This is a genomic window from Lysobacter arseniciresistens ZS79 (assembly GCF_000768335.1).
Classification (GTDB): Bacteria; Pseudomonadota; Gammaproteobacteria; order Xanthomonadales; family Xanthomonadaceae; genus Novilysobacter; species Novilysobacter arseniciresistens.
This window is the reverse complement of record NZ_AVPT01000026.1, coordinates 20,095-36,347: the sequence shown is the minus strand read 5'-3', so window position 1 is coordinate 36,347 and position 16,253 is coordinate 20,095. Positions and strand designations below refer to the sequence as shown.

General features: G+C 71.7%; 15 protein-coding genes and 1 pseudogene. 7 read left to right on the top strand and 9 right to left on the bottom strand.

Features of this window, described 5'->3' with window-relative positions:
- The first annotated feature begins 144 nt into the window (after positions 1 to 144).
- On the top strand, positions 145 to 588 hold the full coding sequence (locus N799_RS11355) for a DUF192 domain-containing protein (RefSeq protein WP_036212464.1): 444 nt from the start codon (positions 145 to 147) through the stop codon (positions 586 to 588).
- Between the two features lie 37 nt (positions 589 to 625).
- Here the strand turns inward: N799_RS11355 and N799_RS11350 are convergent.
- A pseudogene (locus N799_RS11350) lies at positions 626 to 881 on the bottom strand (rubredoxin).
- Between N799_RS11350 and thiE the strand changes: the two are divergent.
- Complete coding sequence (gene thiE / locus N799_RS11345) at positions 880 to 1,524, top strand: thiamine phosphate synthase (protein ID WP_036212458.1); 645 nt, start codon at positions 880 to 882, stop codon at positions 1,522 to 1,524. The pseudogene N799_RS11350 and the gene thiE overlap by 2 nt on opposite strands.
- Positions 1,521 to 2,807 (top strand): glutamate-1-semialdehyde 2,1-aminomutase, encoded by a 1,287-nt coding sequence (hemL, locus tag N799_RS11340; RefSeq protein ID WP_036212456.1) that lies wholly within the window; start codon positions 1,521 to 1,523, stop codon positions 2,805 to 2,807. The genes thiE and hemL overlap by 4 nt, the downstream gene beginning before the upstream one ends.
- Positions 2,808 to 2,828: 21 nt before the next feature.
- Here the strand turns inward: hemL and N799_RS11335 are convergent, their stop codons facing one another.
- Positions 2,829 to 4,055 carry an aspartate aminotransferase family protein gene (locus N799_RS11335; RefSeq protein ID WP_036212454.1) on the bottom strand — a complete coding sequence of 409 codons (1,227 nt, stop codon included), beginning with the start codon at positions 4,053 to 4,055 and terminating at the stop codon, positions 2,829 to 2,831.
- 147 nt (positions 4,056 to 4,202) lie between these two features.
- On the opposite strand from N799_RS11335, the gene N799_RS11330 reads away from it, so the two are divergent.
- Positions 4,203 to 5,075 (top strand): ion transporter, encoded by an 873-nt coding sequence (locus N799_RS11330; RefSeq protein ID WP_036212452.1) that lies wholly within the window; start codon positions 4,203 to 4,205, stop codon positions 5,073 to 5,075.
- Positions 5,076 to 5,084: 9 nt separating this feature from the next.
- Here N799_RS11330 and N799_RS11325 read toward each other — a convergent pair whose 3' ends face one another.
- Genes N799_RS11325 through N799_RS11315 form a run of 3 tightly spaced genes read right to left on the bottom strand, consistent with a single transcriptional unit; the run spans position 5,085 to position 7,029 of the window.
- Positions 5,085 to 5,504: a VOC family protein gene (locus N799_RS11325; RefSeq protein ID WP_036212450.1), complete on the bottom strand. Its 420-nt coding sequence runs from the start codon at positions 5,502 to 5,504 to the stop codon at positions 5,085 to 5,087.
- 12 nt (positions 5,505 to 5,516) lie between these two features.
- Positions 5,517 to 6,332: an SDR family oxidoreductase gene (locus N799_RS11320; protein ID WP_036212448.1), complete on the bottom strand. Its 816-nt coding sequence runs from the start codon at positions 6,330 to 6,332 to the stop codon at positions 5,517 to 5,519.
- Positions 6,333 to 6,357: 25 nt separating this feature from the next.
- The gene (locus tag N799_RS11315; RefSeq protein WP_052101500.1) at positions 6,358 to 7,029 is read right to left on the bottom strand and encodes a protein kinase family protein; all 672 of its coding nucleotides are present in this window, start codon (positions 7,027 to 7,029) and stop codon (positions 6,358 to 6,360) included.
- Positions 7,030 to 7,141: 112 nt separating this feature from the next.
- Here N799_RS11315 and N799_RS11310 point away from each other — a divergent pair, with 112 nt between their 5' ends.
- A complete protein-coding gene (locus N799_RS11310) occupies positions 7,142 to 9,151 on the top strand; it encodes a bifunctional DedA family/phosphatase PAP2 family protein (protein WP_036212441.1) in 2,010 nt (669 codons plus the stop codon).
- Here N799_RS11310 and N799_RS11305 read toward each other — a convergent pair.
- Genes N799_RS11305 through N799_RS11295 form a run of 3 tightly spaced genes read right to left on the bottom strand, consistent with a single transcriptional unit; the run spans position 9,148 to position 11,806 of the window.
- Positions 9,148 to 9,753, bottom strand: a complete 606-nt coding sequence (locus N799_RS11305) for an LON peptidase substrate-binding domain-containing protein (RefSeq protein WP_036212438.1) — start codon at positions 9,751 to 9,753, stop codon at positions 9,148 to 9,150. The two genes, N799_RS11310 and N799_RS11305, sit on opposite strands and share 4 nt — an antisense overlap.
- 42 nt (positions 9,754 to 9,795) lie before the next feature.
- A complete protein-coding gene (gene mpl, locus N799_RS11300) occupies positions 9,796 to 11,214 on the bottom strand; it encodes a UDP-N-acetylmuramate:L-alanyl-gamma-D-glutamyl-meso-diaminopimelate ligase (RefSeq protein WP_036212435.1) in 1,419 nt (472 codons plus the stop codon).
- A 13-nt stretch (positions 11,215 to 11,227) separates the two neighbouring features.
- Complete coding sequence (locus N799_RS11295; protein ID WP_036212433.1) at positions 11,228 to 11,806, bottom strand: adenylate kinase; 579 nt, start codon at positions 11,804 to 11,806, stop codon at positions 11,228 to 11,230.
- A gap of 184 nt (positions 11,807 to 11,990) precedes the next feature.
- Between N799_RS11295 and N799_RS11290 the strand changes: the two genes are divergently transcribed.
- The gene (locus N799_RS11290) at positions 11,991 to 13,247 is read left to right on the top strand and encodes a 6-phosphofructokinase (RefSeq protein WP_036212430.1); all 1,257 of its coding nucleotides are present in this window, start codon (positions 11,991 to 11,993) and stop codon (positions 13,245 to 13,247) included.
- Positions 13,248 to 13,299: 52 nt separating this feature from the next.
- On the opposite strand, the gene N799_RS11285 is transcribed toward N799_RS11290, so the two are convergent.
- Positions 13,300 to 13,812 (bottom strand): hypothetical protein, encoded by a 513-nt coding sequence (locus N799_RS11285; RefSeq protein WP_036212427.1) that lies wholly within the window; start codon positions 13,810 to 13,812, stop codon positions 13,300 to 13,302.
- Between the two features lie 207 nt (positions 13,813 to 14,019).
- Here N799_RS11285 and N799_RS11280 point away from each other — a divergent pair, with 207 nt between their 5' ends.
- Positions 14,020 to 16,047: a sodium-translocating pyrophosphatase gene (locus N799_RS11280; RefSeq protein ID WP_036212419.1), complete on the top strand. Its 2,028-nt coding sequence runs from the start codon at positions 14,020 to 14,022 to the stop codon at positions 16,045 to 16,047.
- The last annotated feature ends 206 nt before the right edge of the window (positions 16,048 to 16,253 follow it).

Sequence of the window (16,253 nt, the reverse complement as noted above, 5' to 3'; positions counted from 1 at the left end):
CATTATGCACACCTCTTCCGCGTTCGGGAAGGGGCCAACCCAAAAATTCTTCGCGGCGAGGCGCGCCACACGCTTGACGCTTCCGTCATCGCTGGCGGATCGTCGCCCGATCATCCGGAGAAGCCCACCATGACCGCACGTCGCATGCTGCTGAAGACCGTCATCGCCACCGGACTGTTGCTGCTCGCGGGCTGCGCGTCCGGCAACGGGCTGTGGGTGGACATCGGCGGCGAGCGCTATCAGGTCGAGGTGGCCGACGACAACGCGGAGCGCGCACGCGGACTGATGTTCCGCGACGCGCTCGCGGACGGACACGGCATGCTGTTCATCCACGAGCGCGAGGAGCCGCAGGCGTACTGGATGAAGAACACCCGGATCCCGCTCGACATCCTCTACTTCGATGCGTCGCGGGCGCTGGTGTCGCAGCAGCGCGACGTGCCGCCGTGCACGGCCGGCAACGCCTGCCCGTCCTACCCGAGCGACGCGGCCGCGCTGTACGTGCTCGAACTCAACGCGGGCGAAGCCGCGCGGCTGGGGCTGGAGGACGGCGAAATGCTGCAGTTCGGCCCGGGCATCCCGGCCGACTGACCACGCCCGGTGCCGGGCGCCGACGCGAACCGCCGCGTCAGGCTTCCATCATCTCGAAGTCGTCCTTGGTCACGCCGCAGTCGGGACATGTCCAGGTGTCGGGAACATCGGCCCAGCGGGTGCCGGCCGCGATGCCTTCCTCGGGCAGCCCCTGCGCCTCGTCATAGATGAAGCCGCAGACGACGCACATCCAGGTGCGGAACTCGGTGGTCGTGGCGATCTCGGACATGGGCGGATAATGGCTGGCGATGCGAGCCCGCATTGTCCCACCCCCATGCCGGACACGAAAGCATGACCCCTGCCCGCCCCCGCGGCCTGTACGCGATCACGCCCGACGACACCGACACGCCGCGCCTGCTGCGCCGCGTCGAAGTGGTGCTTGCGGCGGGCACAACCTGGCTGCAGTACCGCAACAAGCGCGCCGACGACGCACTGCGGGAGTCGCAGGCGCGTGCGTTGCAGCCGCTGTGCGCGCGTTACGCGGTGCCACTGATCATCAACGACGACTGGCCGCTGGCGATGCGGATCGGTGCCGACGGCGCGCACCTGGGCGAGGACGATGGCGCGATCGCGACGGCACGCGCGGCGCTCGGTGACGACGCGCTACTGGGCGCGTCCTGTTACGACAGCGTCGAACGTGCGCGCGCCGCGCGGGATGCCGGCGCGGGTTACGTCGCGTTCGGTGCGTTCTTCCCGTCACCGACCAAGCCGCTCGCGCGGGTCGCGTCGCCGGCGCTGCTCGCCGAGGCGGCCGCGCTGGGCGTGCCGCGGGTGGCGATCGGCGGGATCACGCCGGACAATGCGCGGTTGCTGGCGGATGCCGGCGCCGATCTGCTGGCGGTGATCTCGGGCGTGTTCGACGCGCCCGACCCCGCCGCCGCGGTCCACGCCTATCGCGCCGCCTTCCTCCCTCCCGATCCCGAGGCTTCACGATGAACCACGCACGCTCCCACGATCTGTTCGCCCGCGCCTCCGCGCTGCTGCCCGGCGGCGTCAATTCGCCGGTGCGCGCGTTCAAGTCGGTCGGCGGCGAGCCGTTCTTCGCGCAGCGCGCCGAGGGTGCGTACCTGTTCGACGTCGACGGCAACCGCTATGTCGACTACGTCGGTTCGTGGGGGCCGATGATCGCCGGCCACGCCCATCCGCAGGTGCTCGACGCGGTCGCGAAGACGATGCGCGACGGCCTGAGCTTCGGCGTGCCCAATGCGTTGGAAGTGACGATGGCCGAGGCGATCACCGCGATCGTGCCCAGCTGCGAGATGGTGCGGATGGTCAACTCCGGCACCGAGGCAACGCTGTCGGCGATCCGGCTCGCGCGCGGCGCCACCGGGCGCAACCGCATCGTCAAGTTCGAGGGCTGCTACCACGGCCATGGTGACAGCTTCCTGGTGAAGGCCGGCAGCGGCGCGCTGACCCTGGGGCTGCCGAACTCGCCGGGCGTGCCGGGGGCGCTGGCCGACCTCACGCTGACCATCCCCTACAACGACTTCGAGGCCGCGACGCAGCTGTTCGACGAAGTCGGCGGCGAGATCGCCGGCCTGATCATCGAGCCGATCGTCGGCAACGCCAACTGCATCCTGCCGCGCGACGGCTACCTGCAGCACCTGCGCGAGCTGTGCACGAAGCACGGCGCGCTGCTGATCTTCGACGAGGTGATGACCGGCTTCCGGGTGGCGCTCGGCGGCGCGCAGCAGCGTTACGGCATCACGCCCGACCTGAGCACGTTCGGCAAGATCATCGGCGGTGGCATGCCGGTCGGCGCCTTCGGTGGCCGGCGCGAACTGATGAGCCAGATCGCGCCGAGCGGCCCGATCTACCAGGCCGGCACGCTGAGCGGCAACCCGGTGGCGATGGCTGCCGGGCTGGCGACGCTGGAACTGATCCGCGCGCCGGGCTTCCACGACGCGCTGGAGGCCAGCACGCACGCCCTGTGCGACGGGCTGGAAGCGGCCGCGCGCGATGCCGGCGTCGCCTTCCACACCACCCGCGCGCCGGGCATGTTCGGGCTGTACTTCCGCGAGGGGCCGGTCGAGTCCTTTGCCGACGCGATGGCGTCCGACGCGGTGAAGTTCGGCCGCTTCTTCCACGCGATGCTCGAGCGCGGCGTGTACCTGGCGCCGTCGGCGTTCGAGGCCGGCTTCGTGTCGAGCGCGCACGGCGAGGCGGAGATCGCCCACACCATTAATGCGGCCCGCGCCGCGTTCGCCGAGGTCGCCTGAGCGAACCCGGCGGCGGCGCGGTCAGCCGGCCGCGAGGTGGTCGGACAGCGCCGCGCGCAGGCGCGACAGTCCTTCCGCGACATCGCTGTCACCGATGTTGAGCGCGGGGACGAAGCGCAGCACGTCGGGCCCGGCCTGCAGCACCAGCAGGCCGCGCGCGGTGCAGCGATCGAGGATGTCACCGGCGCGGCCCGCATGCGCCGGACGCAGCTGCGCGCCGAGCATCAGGCCACGGCCGCGGACCTCGGCGAACAGGCCGAGCTCGCGGTCGAGGGCCGCCAGTCCGTCGCGCAACGCCGTTGACTGGCGGGCGACGTTCGCCAGCAACGCCGACGACGACAGCTCCCGCAACGCCGCGCAGGCCACCGCGGCCGCGAGCGGATTGCCGCCGAAGGTGGTGCCGTGCTGGCCGAAGCCCAGCGCGTCGGCACCCCGCGCACCGACCAGCATCGCGCCGACCGGGAACCCGCCGCCCAGCGCCTTGGCGAGCGTCACCACGTCCGGCCGCACGCCGTAGCCGTCGCAGGCGAACAGATGCCCGGTGCGGCCCATGCCGCACTGGATCTCATCGAACACCAGCAGCGCGTCGTGGCGGTCGCACAGCGCGCGCAGACCGTGCAGGAAGGCGTCTTCCGCCGGGGTCACGCCGCCTTCGCCCTGGACCGGCTCGACCAGCACCGCGCAGACATCGCCCGCCGCCATCGCCGCTTCGGCCGCGGCCAGGTCGTTGAAGCCGCTGTAGCGGAAACCGCCCGGCAGCGGTTCGAACCCGGCGTGGTACTTGGGCTGCGCGGTGGCGGTGACGGTGGCGAGGGTGCGGCCGTGGAAGCTGCCGCTGAAGCTCAGGACGACCCGCCGCTCCGGCCCGCGGCCCTTCGCCGTCGCCCACTGCCGGGCCAGCTTGATCGCCGCCTCGTTGGCTTCCGCGCCGGAGTTGCACAGGAACACGCGCTCGGCGAACCCCGCCGCTTCCACCAGCGCCTGCGCCAGCTGCAGCGCCGGTTCGCTGGTGAACACGTTGCTGGTATGCCAGAGCCTGCCGGCCTGCGCGGTCAGCGCCTCGACCAGCGCCGGATGCGCATGGCCGAGCGCGTTGACGGCGATGCCGGCGCCGAAGTCCACGTACTCGCGGCCGTCGCGGTCGTATACGCGCGAGCCGGAACCGTGATCGAGCACGATCCGGCCGCTGCGGTAGACGGGGAGGAAGTGGCGCTCGCCGGGGGCGGCGCGGCCGGTGGCATGGCTCATGGCAGGCGTGGCATGGTTGGGCGCCCCATTCTGGCCGATCCGCCGGCGTGCACGGTGCTTTTCGCCCGGTACTGCACAATCCGCCTGCACAATCCGGCCGCATGACCCGGCGGCATGATCCGGCCGCAGCCACGACGGGACCACCCGATGCGCCTGCTGTTCACCCCGCAGCTGAACCCCGCCACCGAGACCGGCTGGCGCCGCCGCTGGTTCGACATCATCTTCCGCCACGACACCGCGCCGTCGCGGAACTTCGACCTGCTGCTGATCGTCGCGATCAGCGTCAGCGTGGTCGTGATCATGCTCGACAGCGACCCGTGGCTGCATATCGACCACGCCCGCGTCCTCTACGCGATCGAATGGGGCTTCACCCTGCTGTTCACGCTCGAATACGTGATGCGGCTGCTGGTGGTGCGGCGACCGTGGCGCTACGTGCTGAGCTTCTGGGGAATCATCGACCTGCTGTCGATCCTGCCGACCTACCTGTCGCTGCTGTTCCCCGGCAGCCAGGCGCTGCTGGTGGTGCGCGTGCTGCGGATGCTGCGGCTGTTCCGCATCCTCAAGCTGACCCAGTACGTGGAGGAGAGCGGCGCACTGATCAGCGCGCTGTGGCGCAGCCGGCGCAAGATCTTCCTGTTCGTGGTCGCGCTGCTGACGATGGCGGTGATCTTCGGCGCGTTGATGTTCGTGATCGAGGGCCCGGAGCGCGGTTTCAGCACCATCCCGACCGGGATGTACTGGGCGATCGTGACGATGGCGACGGTCGGCTACGGCGACCTCTCGCCGCAGACGCCGGCCGGGCGGTTCATCGCGTCGGTGCTGATCCTGATCGGCTACAGCATCATCGCGGTGCCGACCGGCATCTACACCGCCGAGCTGGCCAGCAGCCTGCGCGAAGCCAGCCACGCGCCCGACCACCACGACCACCGCGGCTGCCCCGAGTGCGGGCTGGAAGGCCACGACCCCGACGCGCAGCATTGCCGCGGCTGCGGCCACCGGCTGCCGTCGGCGATGGGCTGAGCCGGCGCGCTACCAGCTGCCGGTGTTCGGCATCGACGCCCACGGTTCCGCCGGCGCCAGCGCCTCGCCCTTCTGCAGCAGCTCGATCGAGATCGCATCGGGCGAGCGCACGAAGGCCATCCGGCCGTCGCGCGGCGGCCGGTTGATGGTGACGCCCTGCGCCTGCAGGTGCGCGCAGGCCGTGTAGATGTCGTCGACCTCGAACGCGAGGTGGCCGAAATTGCGCGCGCCGCCGTAGTCCTCGTCGTCGTGGTTCCAGGTCAGCTCGACCTCGGCGTCGGGGTTCTCCGGCGCGCCGAGGTAGACCAGGGTGAAACGGGCCTCGGGGTAGTCGCGGCGGCGGGTCTCCACCAGCCCGAGGCCGTCGCGGAAGAACCGCAGCGAGGCGTCGAGGTCGCGGACGCGGACCATCGCGTGCAGGTAACGCATGGGTCGTTCTCCTCAGAGGAACAGGTCGGGCAGCAGCGGCCGGCCGGGTTCGACCGCGTAACCCTCGAAATCGGTGACACCGGCTTCGCGCAGCACGTCCTCGTCGATCAGGAACGCGCCGGTGCGCGCCGCCGCCGGGGTGGTCAGCACCGCGTGGGCGGCGTCGGCGACGATGGCGGGGGTGCGGCAGCCGGACACGTCGACGCCGGGAATCAGGTTGAGCGCGTCGGTGGCGATGATGGTGCGCGGCCACAGTGCGTTGATCGCGACGCCGCGGCCGGCGAACTCGGCCGCCAGCCCGAGCGTCACGAAGCTCATGCCCATCTTCGCCAGCGTGTAGCCGGTGTGCGGACCCCACCACTTCGGGTCCAGGCTCGGCGGCGGCGCGAGGGTCAGGATGTGCGGATCGGGGGCCTGCAGCAGCCACGGCATGCACGCCTGCGCGCACAGGAAGCTGCCGCGCGCGTTGACCTGCTGCATCAGGTCGAAGCGCTTCATCGGCGTGTCCAGCAGGCCGTGCAGCCAGATCGCGCTGGCGTTGTTGACGAGGATGTCGATGCCGCCGAACGCATCGACGGTGGCCGCGACCGCGGCGCCGACCTGGTCCTCGTCGCGGATGTCGCACTTGAGCGCGAGCGCCTGGCCGCCGGCCGCCTCGACCTCGGCGGCGACGCTGTGGATGGTGCCCGGCAGCTTCGGGTTGGCCACCGAGGACTTGGACGCGATCGCGATGTTGGCACCGTCGCGGGCCGCGCGCAGGGCGATCGCGCGACCGATGCCGCGCGAGGCGCCGGTGATGAACAGGGTCTTGCCGGACAGGGTGGTCATGGGGCGCTCCGGGTGGTCGCGGCGGTCAGGGCTTGGGGCCCTGGCCTTCGTTGTCTTCCCACTTCAGCAGCCGCCGGGTCACGAAGCGGTAGACCGGCTTGCCGGTCGCGAACCACGCCTCGCGCAGCCACGAGCGCCGCCTGAGCAGGCGCCGTTCGACCGGGGTGATGGTCGCCGGGCAATAGGTGCGCTTGTGCTTGAGCAGGTGGCGCAGGTCCTCGCGCGCGAGCAGGCGCATCCAGCGCGAGCGCGGATGCCCGCGGGTGGCGAGCTGGAAGTCGATGATGCCGGGGGCGCCGTCGGCCAGCACCAGCCAGTTGGCTTCCTTGGCGAGGTCGTTGTGGGCCAGGCCGCGCCGGTGCAGCTGCCGCAGCAGGCGGCGGGCGCGGCGGAAGTACTGGAGGTCGCCGTGCGGCGGGCGCTGGTACATCGCGGCGCCGTCCATGTAGCTGCGGTCGAGCCGGCGACCGTCCCAGCGCAGCAGCTGCGGGACCGCGGGCAATCCTTCGACCTGCCGCAGCGCCTGCGCCTCGCGGCGGGCCAGCCACCACGCGGGCAGGCGCAGCCACGCCGGCACGTGGACGAGGTCACGGCGGACGAACAGCCCGCTGCCGTCGCGCATCAGGGCGATACGGCCGAAGCTGTCGGCCTTGAGGGCGGCGACTTCGTCGGCCGGGATGGAGGCTGTGGCGCGCATCGGTGCAGTGTACGCAACGCGTGCGCATGCCGGCCCGCGCAACGCCCGCCGCCGCGCTGTCAAGCCCGCATCGGCATGCCGGAATCACGGCCGGCGCTGCCATAATTGCGCGATGAACCCGGCCTGGCTCGACAGCGTCACCGACTGGATTGGCGCACACCCCACCGCGGCCGGCGCCCTGATCTTCCTGATCGCGTTCTGCGACGCGCTGGTGGTGGTGGGCATCGTGGTGCCGGCGCTGCCACTGCTGTTCGCGGTCGGCGCGCTGATCGGGCTGGGCCACGTCAGCGGGCCGTACGCGCTGGTCTGCGCCGCGCTCGGCGCGTTCTGCGGCGATGCACTGAGCTACTGGATCGGCCGTCGCTGGGGTGGGCAGCTGCGCCAGCGCTGGCCGTTCGCACGCTATCCGCAGTGGCTCGACCGCGGCGAGTCGCTGTTCCGCCGGCACGGCCTCAAGAGCATCGCGATCGCCCGCTTCGTCGGTGCGGTGCGGCCGTTCGTGCCCGCCATCGCCGGCATGCTGGTGATGCCGTTCCGTCGCTACGCGCTGGCCAGCCTGGTCGCCTGCATCGCGTGGGCGGCGCTGTTCCTCGCGCCGGGTTGGGTGCTCGGCCGCTCCTACGACGCGGTGGCCGCGGTGGCCGACCGGCTCGCGCTGGCGCTGGGCGCGCTGGCGCTTGCGGTGGCGCTGGTCTGGGCCGGCGTGCTCTACACCTGGCGCTGGTTCGCCGAGCACGCCGACCTGCTGCTGGCGCGGATGCTGCGCTGGACGCGCGCGCATCCGCGGCTGGGCCGCTACGCCGGCGCACTGATCGACCCGAACCGGCCCGAATCGGCGTCGCTGGCGATGCTCGCGGCAAGCCTGCTGGCGATCAGCTGGATCTGGTTCACGCTGGTGGCGATGCTGCTGGCCAGCGGCGGTCCGCTCGCGCTCGACCACCACCTGCACGACCTGATGTGGACGCTGCGCAACCCGCTGGCGGACCGGCTGATGGCCGGGCTGGCGAGCCTCGGCGATGCGCAGGTGCTTGGCCCGGCGGCGGCGGTCGCGCTGGGGTACCTGCTGTGGCGGCGGCGCTGGATGGCGGCGGCGCACTGGCTGGCCGCGCTGGTGTTCGGCCTGGTGCTGACCTCGTTGCTGGAAGCGGCGATCGACATGCCGCGACCACCGACGGCGCCGGCCGGGTTCGGCTTCCCGTCGGTCGCGGTGACGATGACGACGATCATCTTCGGCTTCTTCGCGGTGCTGATCGCGCGCGAGTTGCCGGGCCGCAAGCGCGTCTGGCCGTACCTGCTGGCGGGCGTGGTGACGACCGTGGTCGGCTTCGCCCGGCTGTACCTCGGCGCGCACTGGCCCAGCGACCTGGTCGGCGGGACGCTGTTCGGGCTGGCCTGGGTGCTGGTGCTGGGCATCGCCTACCGCAGCCACGTCGCGCGGTCTTTCTGGATGCGGCCACTGGCGATCCTGTTCTACGCGAGCTTCGTCATCGCCGGGCTGTGGCACGCACCGCGTGTCGCCGACGACCTGCTGGCGCGCTTCGCCGCGGCACCGCCGACCCGGGTGATGGCGCAGGACGAGTGGTGGGGCGATGGCTGGGCGAGCCTGCCGGCGCAGCGCAACGAGGACGATGAACGGCTGCGCTGGCCGCTCGACGTGCAGGTGGCCGGCCCGCTGGCGCCGCTGCAGGCCGCGCTGGAACGCGATGGCTGGCACGTGCAGCCGCAGGCGGACTGGGTCGCGACCCTGGCGCTGCTCGACGACGACCTGCCACCGCAGCAACAGGCGGTGCTGCCGGCCACCCTCGATGCCCACGCCGAAGCGCTGCTGATGCTGCGCGCCGGCGGGCGGCCGGACGAGCGGCTGGCGCTGCGCATCTGGCCGGCCCCGGCCGTGCTCGACGATGGCACGCCACTGTGGCTGGGGACCGCGCAGACGCTGCAGGCGGGCAAGCCGTTCGGCGCCGCGCTGCTGTGGCGGCCGGTGGCCGATGGTGGCGCCGCGCATGCCGCCGTGCGCGGGGCGATTGCCGGTTTCGAGCAGGTGGAGGCGCCACACCCCGACAGCACCATGCCTGTGCTGCGGGTGCGTACGCAGGCGCAGGCGCCGTCCCCGCCGGACTAGTCTTCCGGCAACAGGTGCAGCAGGCGGTCCAGCCGCTCGTGCGGATCGTCGAGCTGCAGCAGTTGCTGGCGCTGCAGGTCGTCCAGCGGCAGCATCTCGACCAGCCGCCAGCCGACCCACGCGGCATCGTCGATGCGGGTGTCCAGTGCGTCGGCATGCTCCCCGCCGACCTGTTCCAGCACGCCCTGCAGCAGGGTCGCGAGCAGGCCGTGCTCGGGCCGCAGCGGCTCCACCGGGTCGTCGTCGCACCACTCGACCTCGGCCACCTGCAGGCCGTTGTCGCGCACCCGCAACTGCCGCGCATGGAACCGGCGCCGGCCGCGCACGCGCAGGGTGAGCAGGCCATCGTCGCCGGTGCCGAAGTCCTCGATCACCGCCTCGGTGCCGAACGCCGCCGCGGCGGTGGTCTCGGCGCCCTCATCCGGATCGCCGTCCCCGTTCATCAGCAGGCAGACACCGAACCCGGTGCCGCGGCGACCGCATTCGCTGACCAGATCGAGGTAGCGCGGCTCGAACACGCGCAGGCCGAGCGCCGCGCCGGGCACGAGCACGGTCGGCAGCGGGAACAGGGACAACGACGGGGGAAGGGATTCGTTCGGCATCGTGCCAGCCTAGCGCGCGGTGCCGTGACGGCGCGGCATGCCTCAGCCGCCGCGCAGGGCGGCCAGGAACCGGCGCGGCGCGTCGTCGAAGCCGCCGTTGGACATGAACACCAGGTGGTCACCGGCGCGGGCGCGCTCGCGCAGGGCGGCGATCAGCGCGTCGGCGTCGGGCACCGCGACGGCTTCGCCGCGTACGTCCGCGACCACCCTGCCGGCGTCCCACGCGAGCTCCGGCCGGTGCAGGAACACCACCGCGTCGGCATCCGCCAGTGACGGCGCCAGCGCCGCGGCATGCGCACCGAGCCGCATCGAGTTGCTGCGCGGCTCCATCGCCACCACGATCCGCGCGTCGCCGACCCGCGCACGCAGGCCCGCCAGGGTGGTGGCGATCGCGGTCGGGTGGTGGGCGAAGTCGTCGTAGACGGTGATGCCGTCGTGCTCGCCGATCAGCTCCATCCGCCGCTTGACGCTGCGGAACGCCGACAGCGCCGGCAGCACCGACGCGACATCGACGCCGACCGCATGCACCGTCGCCAGCGCCGCCAGTGCGTTCATCACGTTGTGGCGCCCGAGCAGCGGCCAACGCACCTCGCCGACCGGCGTGCCGCGGTGGATCACGGTGAACGCGCTGCCGTCGGCCTCGACCAGCCGTGCGCTCCAGTCGAACGCGGCCGCCGCTTCGTCGCGGGTGTCGGCGCGGCCGTCATGCGGCGGCCGGGCGAGGCTGGCGTCGAGGCCGAAGGTCTCGACCGGCGTCCAGCAGCCCATCGCCAGCACCTCGGCCAGGCGCGCGTCCTCGCCGTTGACGATCAGCCGCCCGCGCCGCGGCACGGTGCGCACCAGGTGGTGGAACTGACGCTGGATCGCCTCGACGTCGGGGAAGATGTCGGCGTGGTCGAACTCGAGGTTGTTGAGGATCGCCACCAGCGGCCGGTAGTGGACGAACTTGCTGCGCTTGTCGAAGAACGCGGTGTCGTACTCGTCGGCCTCGACCACGAACTCGCGGCCCGAACCGACCCGTGCCGACACGCCGAAATCCTCGGCCACGCCACCGATCAGGAACCCCGGCTCGCGCCCCGCCGCCTGCAGCAGCCAGGTCAGGATGGTGGTGGTGGTGGTCTTGCCGTGGGTGCCGGCGACGGCGAGGGTGTCGCGCCCCGGCAGCACCCGCTCGCTCAGCCACTGCGCGCCGGAGATGTAGCGGCGGCCGTCGTCGAGCACCTGCTCGACCGCCGGGTTGCCGCGCGACAAGGCGTTGCCGACCACGATCTCGTCGCAGCCGGCGGAAATGTTGTCCGGCGAATACCCCTGCCGCAGCCCGATGCCGAGCGTCTCCAGCTGGGTCGACATCGGCGGGTACACCGCCTGGTCGCTGCCTTCGACCTCGTGCCCGAGTTCGCGCGCCAGCGCGGCCACGCCGCCCATGAAGGTGCCGGCGATGCCGAGGATGTGGAGCTTCATCGGCGCGCGTGCGTCAGCCGACCGCGGGCACCGGCCGCAGCGCCCCGACGATGCGGGCGAACACCTCGTCGAGCGAGCCGACGCCGTCGACCACGCTGAGCTTGCCGCGCTGGCGGTAGAAGTCGACCACCGGGGCGGTCTGGTCGTCGTAGACCTTCAGCCGGGTGCGGACCGACTCCGGGCTGTCGTCGGCACGGCCCTCGGCGGCGGCGCGGCCGGCGATGCGCTCGACCAGCATCTCGGTCGGCACCTCAAGCTGCACGGCGGCGTCCATCGGCTGGCCGATGCGCTCCATCAGGGTGTCGAGGGCGCCGGCCTGGGCTAGGTTGCGCGGGTAGCCGTCGAGGATGAAACCGCCGCGGGTGTCCTCGCGCGAGAACCGGTCCTCCAGCATGCCCAGCAGGATCGCATCGCTGACCAGCTCGCCGCGGGCCATGACTTCCTTCGCCTCCAGCCCGAGCCTGCTGCCGGCCGCGACTTCCGCGCGCAGCAGGTCGCCGGTGGAGATGTGCGGCACCTGCAGGTGCTCCTTGAGCCGCGCCGCCTGCGTGCCCTTGCCCGAGCCGGGCGCGCCGAGAAGTACCAGTCGCATCGATGTCTCCTTGAGGAAGCCGGTGTGGAATGTGTTGACCGTGCCTCGCCGGGCCGGCGCTACACTCGCAGACACCTGTTCCACTGCCGGGGCAAACGTCGGCAGCTTAACGCAAACCGGGCACCGTCCCGAACAAGTTTCCACGGCGCGGGCCCGGCCCGGCGCCCTCCCACGCGGATCCCCCATGCCTTCAGGAACCCTGCTCTACGCCCAGTCCGGCGGCGTCACCGCCGTCATCAACGCGACCGCCTCGGCGGTGATCCAGTCCGCCCGCGCGCGCCGGGTGCGGGTGCTGGCGGCACGCAACGGCATCCTCGGCGCGCTGCGCGAGGAGCTCATCGACACCTCGAAGGAGCCGATCGCGGCGATCCGGGCGCTGGCCCACACGCCCGGCGGCGCGTTCGGTTCGTGCCGGGTCAAGCTCAAGTCGCTGAAGGACGACCGCGCGAAGTACGAGCGCCTGCTCGAGGTCTTCCGCGCCCACGACGTGCGCTGGTTCCTCTACAACGGCGGCAACGACTCGGCCGACACCGCGCTGAAGGTTTCGCGCCTGGCCAGGGAGTTCGACTACCCGCTGGCCTGCGTCGGCGTGCCCAAGACGGTCGACAACGACCTCGCGGTGACCGACTGCTGCCCGGGGTTCGGTTCGGCCGCCAAGTACACCGCGGTGTCGGTGCGCGAGGCGGCGCTGGACGTGGCGGCGATGGCGGACACCTCGACCAAGGTTTTCGTCTACGAGGCGATGGGTCGCCACGCCGGCTGGCTGGCGGCGGCGGCCGGACTGGCCGGCAACGGCGCCGACGAGGCCCCGCACCTGCTCCTGTTCCCCGAGCGGCCGTTCGACGAGGCGGACTTCTTCGCCAAGGTGCGCGCGACCGTCGAGCGCGTCGGCTACTGCGTGGTGGTCGCCAGCGAGGGCATCCGCACCGCCGACGGCGGCTTCGTCGCCGATGCCGGTGGCGGCAAGGATTCGTTCGGCCATACCCAGCTTGGCGGCGTCGCCTCGCACCTCGCCGGTCGGGTCAAGGACGCGCTCGGCTACAAGGTGCACTGGGCGCTGCCGGACTACCTGCAGCGCTCCGCCCGCCACGTCGCGTCGAAGACCGACCTGCAGCAGGCGATCGCGGTCGGCGCCGCGGCGGTCGACTACGCGCTGGCCGGGATGAACGCGGTGATGCCGGTGATCGTGCGCACCGGCGAGGCGCCATACCGCTGGACGGTCCAGCCGGCGCCGCTGTCGAAGATCGCCAACAAGGAGAAGACGATGCCGGCCGGCTTCATCCGCCGCGACGGCTACGGCATCACCGACAAGGCGCGCCGCTACCTGGAACCGTTGATCCGCGGCGAGGCGCCGCCGCCGTACGGGCGCGACGGTCTGCCGCAGTACGTGGCGCTGAAGAACGTGCCGGTGCGCCGCAGGCTGCCCGACTTCGTCCTCTAGGGTTCCGCTCCACCACGGCCGGCTGTAGTACCCGCGGCTTTTTCGGCGCGGGTCAACCGCCGCAAGGCGCGCCGTCGACGGTCATCGCCGCGGCGAACACGGCCACCTCCGCGCGGCGGCCGCCGGCAGCCGCCTCCTTCGCGTCCTGCAGGTAGATCCGCGCCCGCCCCTGTGCGTCCAGCTCCGGTGGCACGGCGTCGCCGGGCTTGCGCCAGACCTCCACCACCGCCTTCTGCGAGGGGCAGGCCGCGTTCGGCACGCTGATGCGGTCGTTGAGGATCCAGCCGGCGGCGACGGACGGGGCCGCCTTGTCCGCGTCGACGAAGCGTGTGCGCGGCTGGCAATTGGGGCTGGTCCGCACCACGGCGAACCGGTACGGGTCGGCCGCCTGGCCGGTGAACATGCCTTCGAGCCGGGCGCAGGCTTCGGGGATGGTGCGCAGCGTGTGGGCGGCGCCGACCGCCTGCGCGGTCGCCTCGCCGCGGTCGATCTCGGGCTCGGCCGCGATCGACGCGAGCGGGAGCGTGGCGAGCAGCAGGGTGGCGAGGGTTGCGGTCGGGCGCATGGCGGTTCCCGGAGTCTGAGGACGGGCCGACGCTGGCACGCAGCCGCTGAATGACGCGTCTACACCGGCGGGGCGGACCCGGGTCGCAGCCACATGGCCGGGCCGTGTGCGATAGTCGGCCCGTTGCCGGCGGTTCAGCTGCCGCGCGACCACAACTCGATGCGGATCCGAAATTCCACGTAGTCCACTTCATCTGGGGAGGGGTTCATGCTGGAGCAGTACGGTTTGGCCTTGGCGCTGGTCTGCGCCGTCATCGCGATCCTCTACGGGATCATCTCCGCGCGCTGGATCAGCGCCCAACCCGCCGGCAACGAACGCATGCAACAGATCGCCGGCGCGATCCAGGAAGGCGCGCGCGCCTACCTCAACCGGCAGTACCTGACGATCGCGATCGCCGGGGCGGTGCTGTTCCTGCTGATCGGCTTCTTCCTCGGCTGGTCGACCGCCGGCGGCTTCCTGATCGGCGCGGTGCTGTCCGGCGCGGCCGGCTATATCGGCATGAACGTTTCGGTCCGCGCCAACGTGCGCACCGCCGAGGCCGCGCGCCGCGGCATGGGGCCGGCGATGGACGTGGCGTTCCGCGGCGGCGCCATCACCGGGATGCTGGTGGTCGGGCTGGGGCTGCTCGGCGTGGCCGGGTACTGGTGGCTGCTGCCCCGGTTCGGCATCGTCGGCGAGCCGGCGCTGCATGCGCTGGTCGGGCTGGCGTTCGGCTCCTCGCTGATCTCGATCTTCGCCCGGCTGGGCGGCGGCATCTTCACCAAGGGCGCGGACGTCGGCGCGGACCTGGTCGGCAAGGTCGAGGCCGGCATCCCCGAGGACGACCCGCGCAACCCGGCGGTGATCGCCGACAACGTCGGTGACAACGTCGGTGACTGCGCCGGCATGGCCGCCGACCTGTTCGAAACCTACGCCGTCACCGTCATCGCGACGATGCTGCTGGGCTACCTGATGGCCGACGTGGTCGGTACCAACGGCGCGCTCTATCCGCTGGTGCTGGGCGGCGTGTCGATCATCGCCTCGATCATCGGCGCGATGTTCGTGAAGGTGAAGGACGGCGGCTCGATCATGGGCGCGCTGTACAAGGGCGTGATCGTGTCGGCGGTGCTGGCGGCGGTCGCGTTCTACCCGGTCACGACGATGCTGATGGGCGACTTCGGTGCCGGCCCGCTGAACCTGTACCTGTGCTCGCTGGTGGGCCTGGCGCTGACCGGGGCGATCGTCTGGATCACCGAGTACTACACCGGCACGCAGTACAAGCCGGTGCGGCACATCGCGGCGGCGTCGACCACCGGCCACGGCACCAACATCATCGCGGGCCTCGGCGTGTCGATGAAGTCGACCGCGTGGCCGGTGATCGCGGTCTGCGTCGCGATCTGGGGCTGCTTCGAGCTGGGCGGCCTGTACGGCATCGCGATCGCCGCCACCGCGATGCTGTCGATGGCCGGCATGATCGTCGCGCTCGACGCCTACGGCCCCATCACCGACAACGCCGGCGGCATCGCCGAGATGGCCGAGCTGCCGCCGGAGGTGCGCAACATCACCGACCCGCTGGACGCGGTCGGCAACACCACCAAGGCGGTGACCAAGGGTTACGCGATCGGCTCGGCCGCGCTGGCCGCACTCGTGCTGTTCGCCGACTACACCCACAACCTGCAGGCCAGCAACCCGGGCGAGCTGTTCGCGTTCGACCTGTCCGACCACGAGGTGATCATCGGCCTGCTGATCGGCGGCCTGATCCCCTACCTGTTCGGCGCGATGGCGATGGAGGCGGTCGGCCGCGCGGCCGGGGCGGTGGTCGAGGAGGTGCGCCGCCAGTTCCGCGACATCGCCGGGATCATGCAGGGCACCGGCAAGCCGCAGTACGACCGGGCGGTCGACATGCTGACCCGCTCGGCGATCCGCGAAATGATCGTGCCCTCGCTGCTGCCGGTGGCGGTGCCGATCGTGGTCGGCCTGCTGCTGGGGCCGAAGGCGCTCGGCGGCCTGCTGATCGGCACCATCGTGACCGGCCTTTTCGTGGCGATCTCGATGACCACCGGCGGCGGTGCCTGGGACAACGCCAAGAAGTACATCGAGGACGGCAACCACGGCGGCAAGGGGTCCGAGGCGCACAAGGCCGCGGTCACCGGCGACACCGTCGGCGATCCGTACAAGGACACCGCCGGGCCGGCGATCAACCCGCTGATCAAGATCATCAACATCGTCGCGCTGCTGCTGGTGCCGCTGCTGTAGCACCGGGTGCGGTTGCTTCTTCCAGGGCGGCCTCCGGGCCGCCTTTTTTGTGTGCGGGCCGAGCAGGACACCGTCCGCCCACGCGATGTTCACTCCCGGTTTGGGAAGGTCAACGGGGCCGCGCAGTGCGGCTGTTCACACGCCCGCGGTTCCGAGGGGGCCGCGGCCAACCGGGAGGGACCTCATGCAACCGACGTGGCAAGACT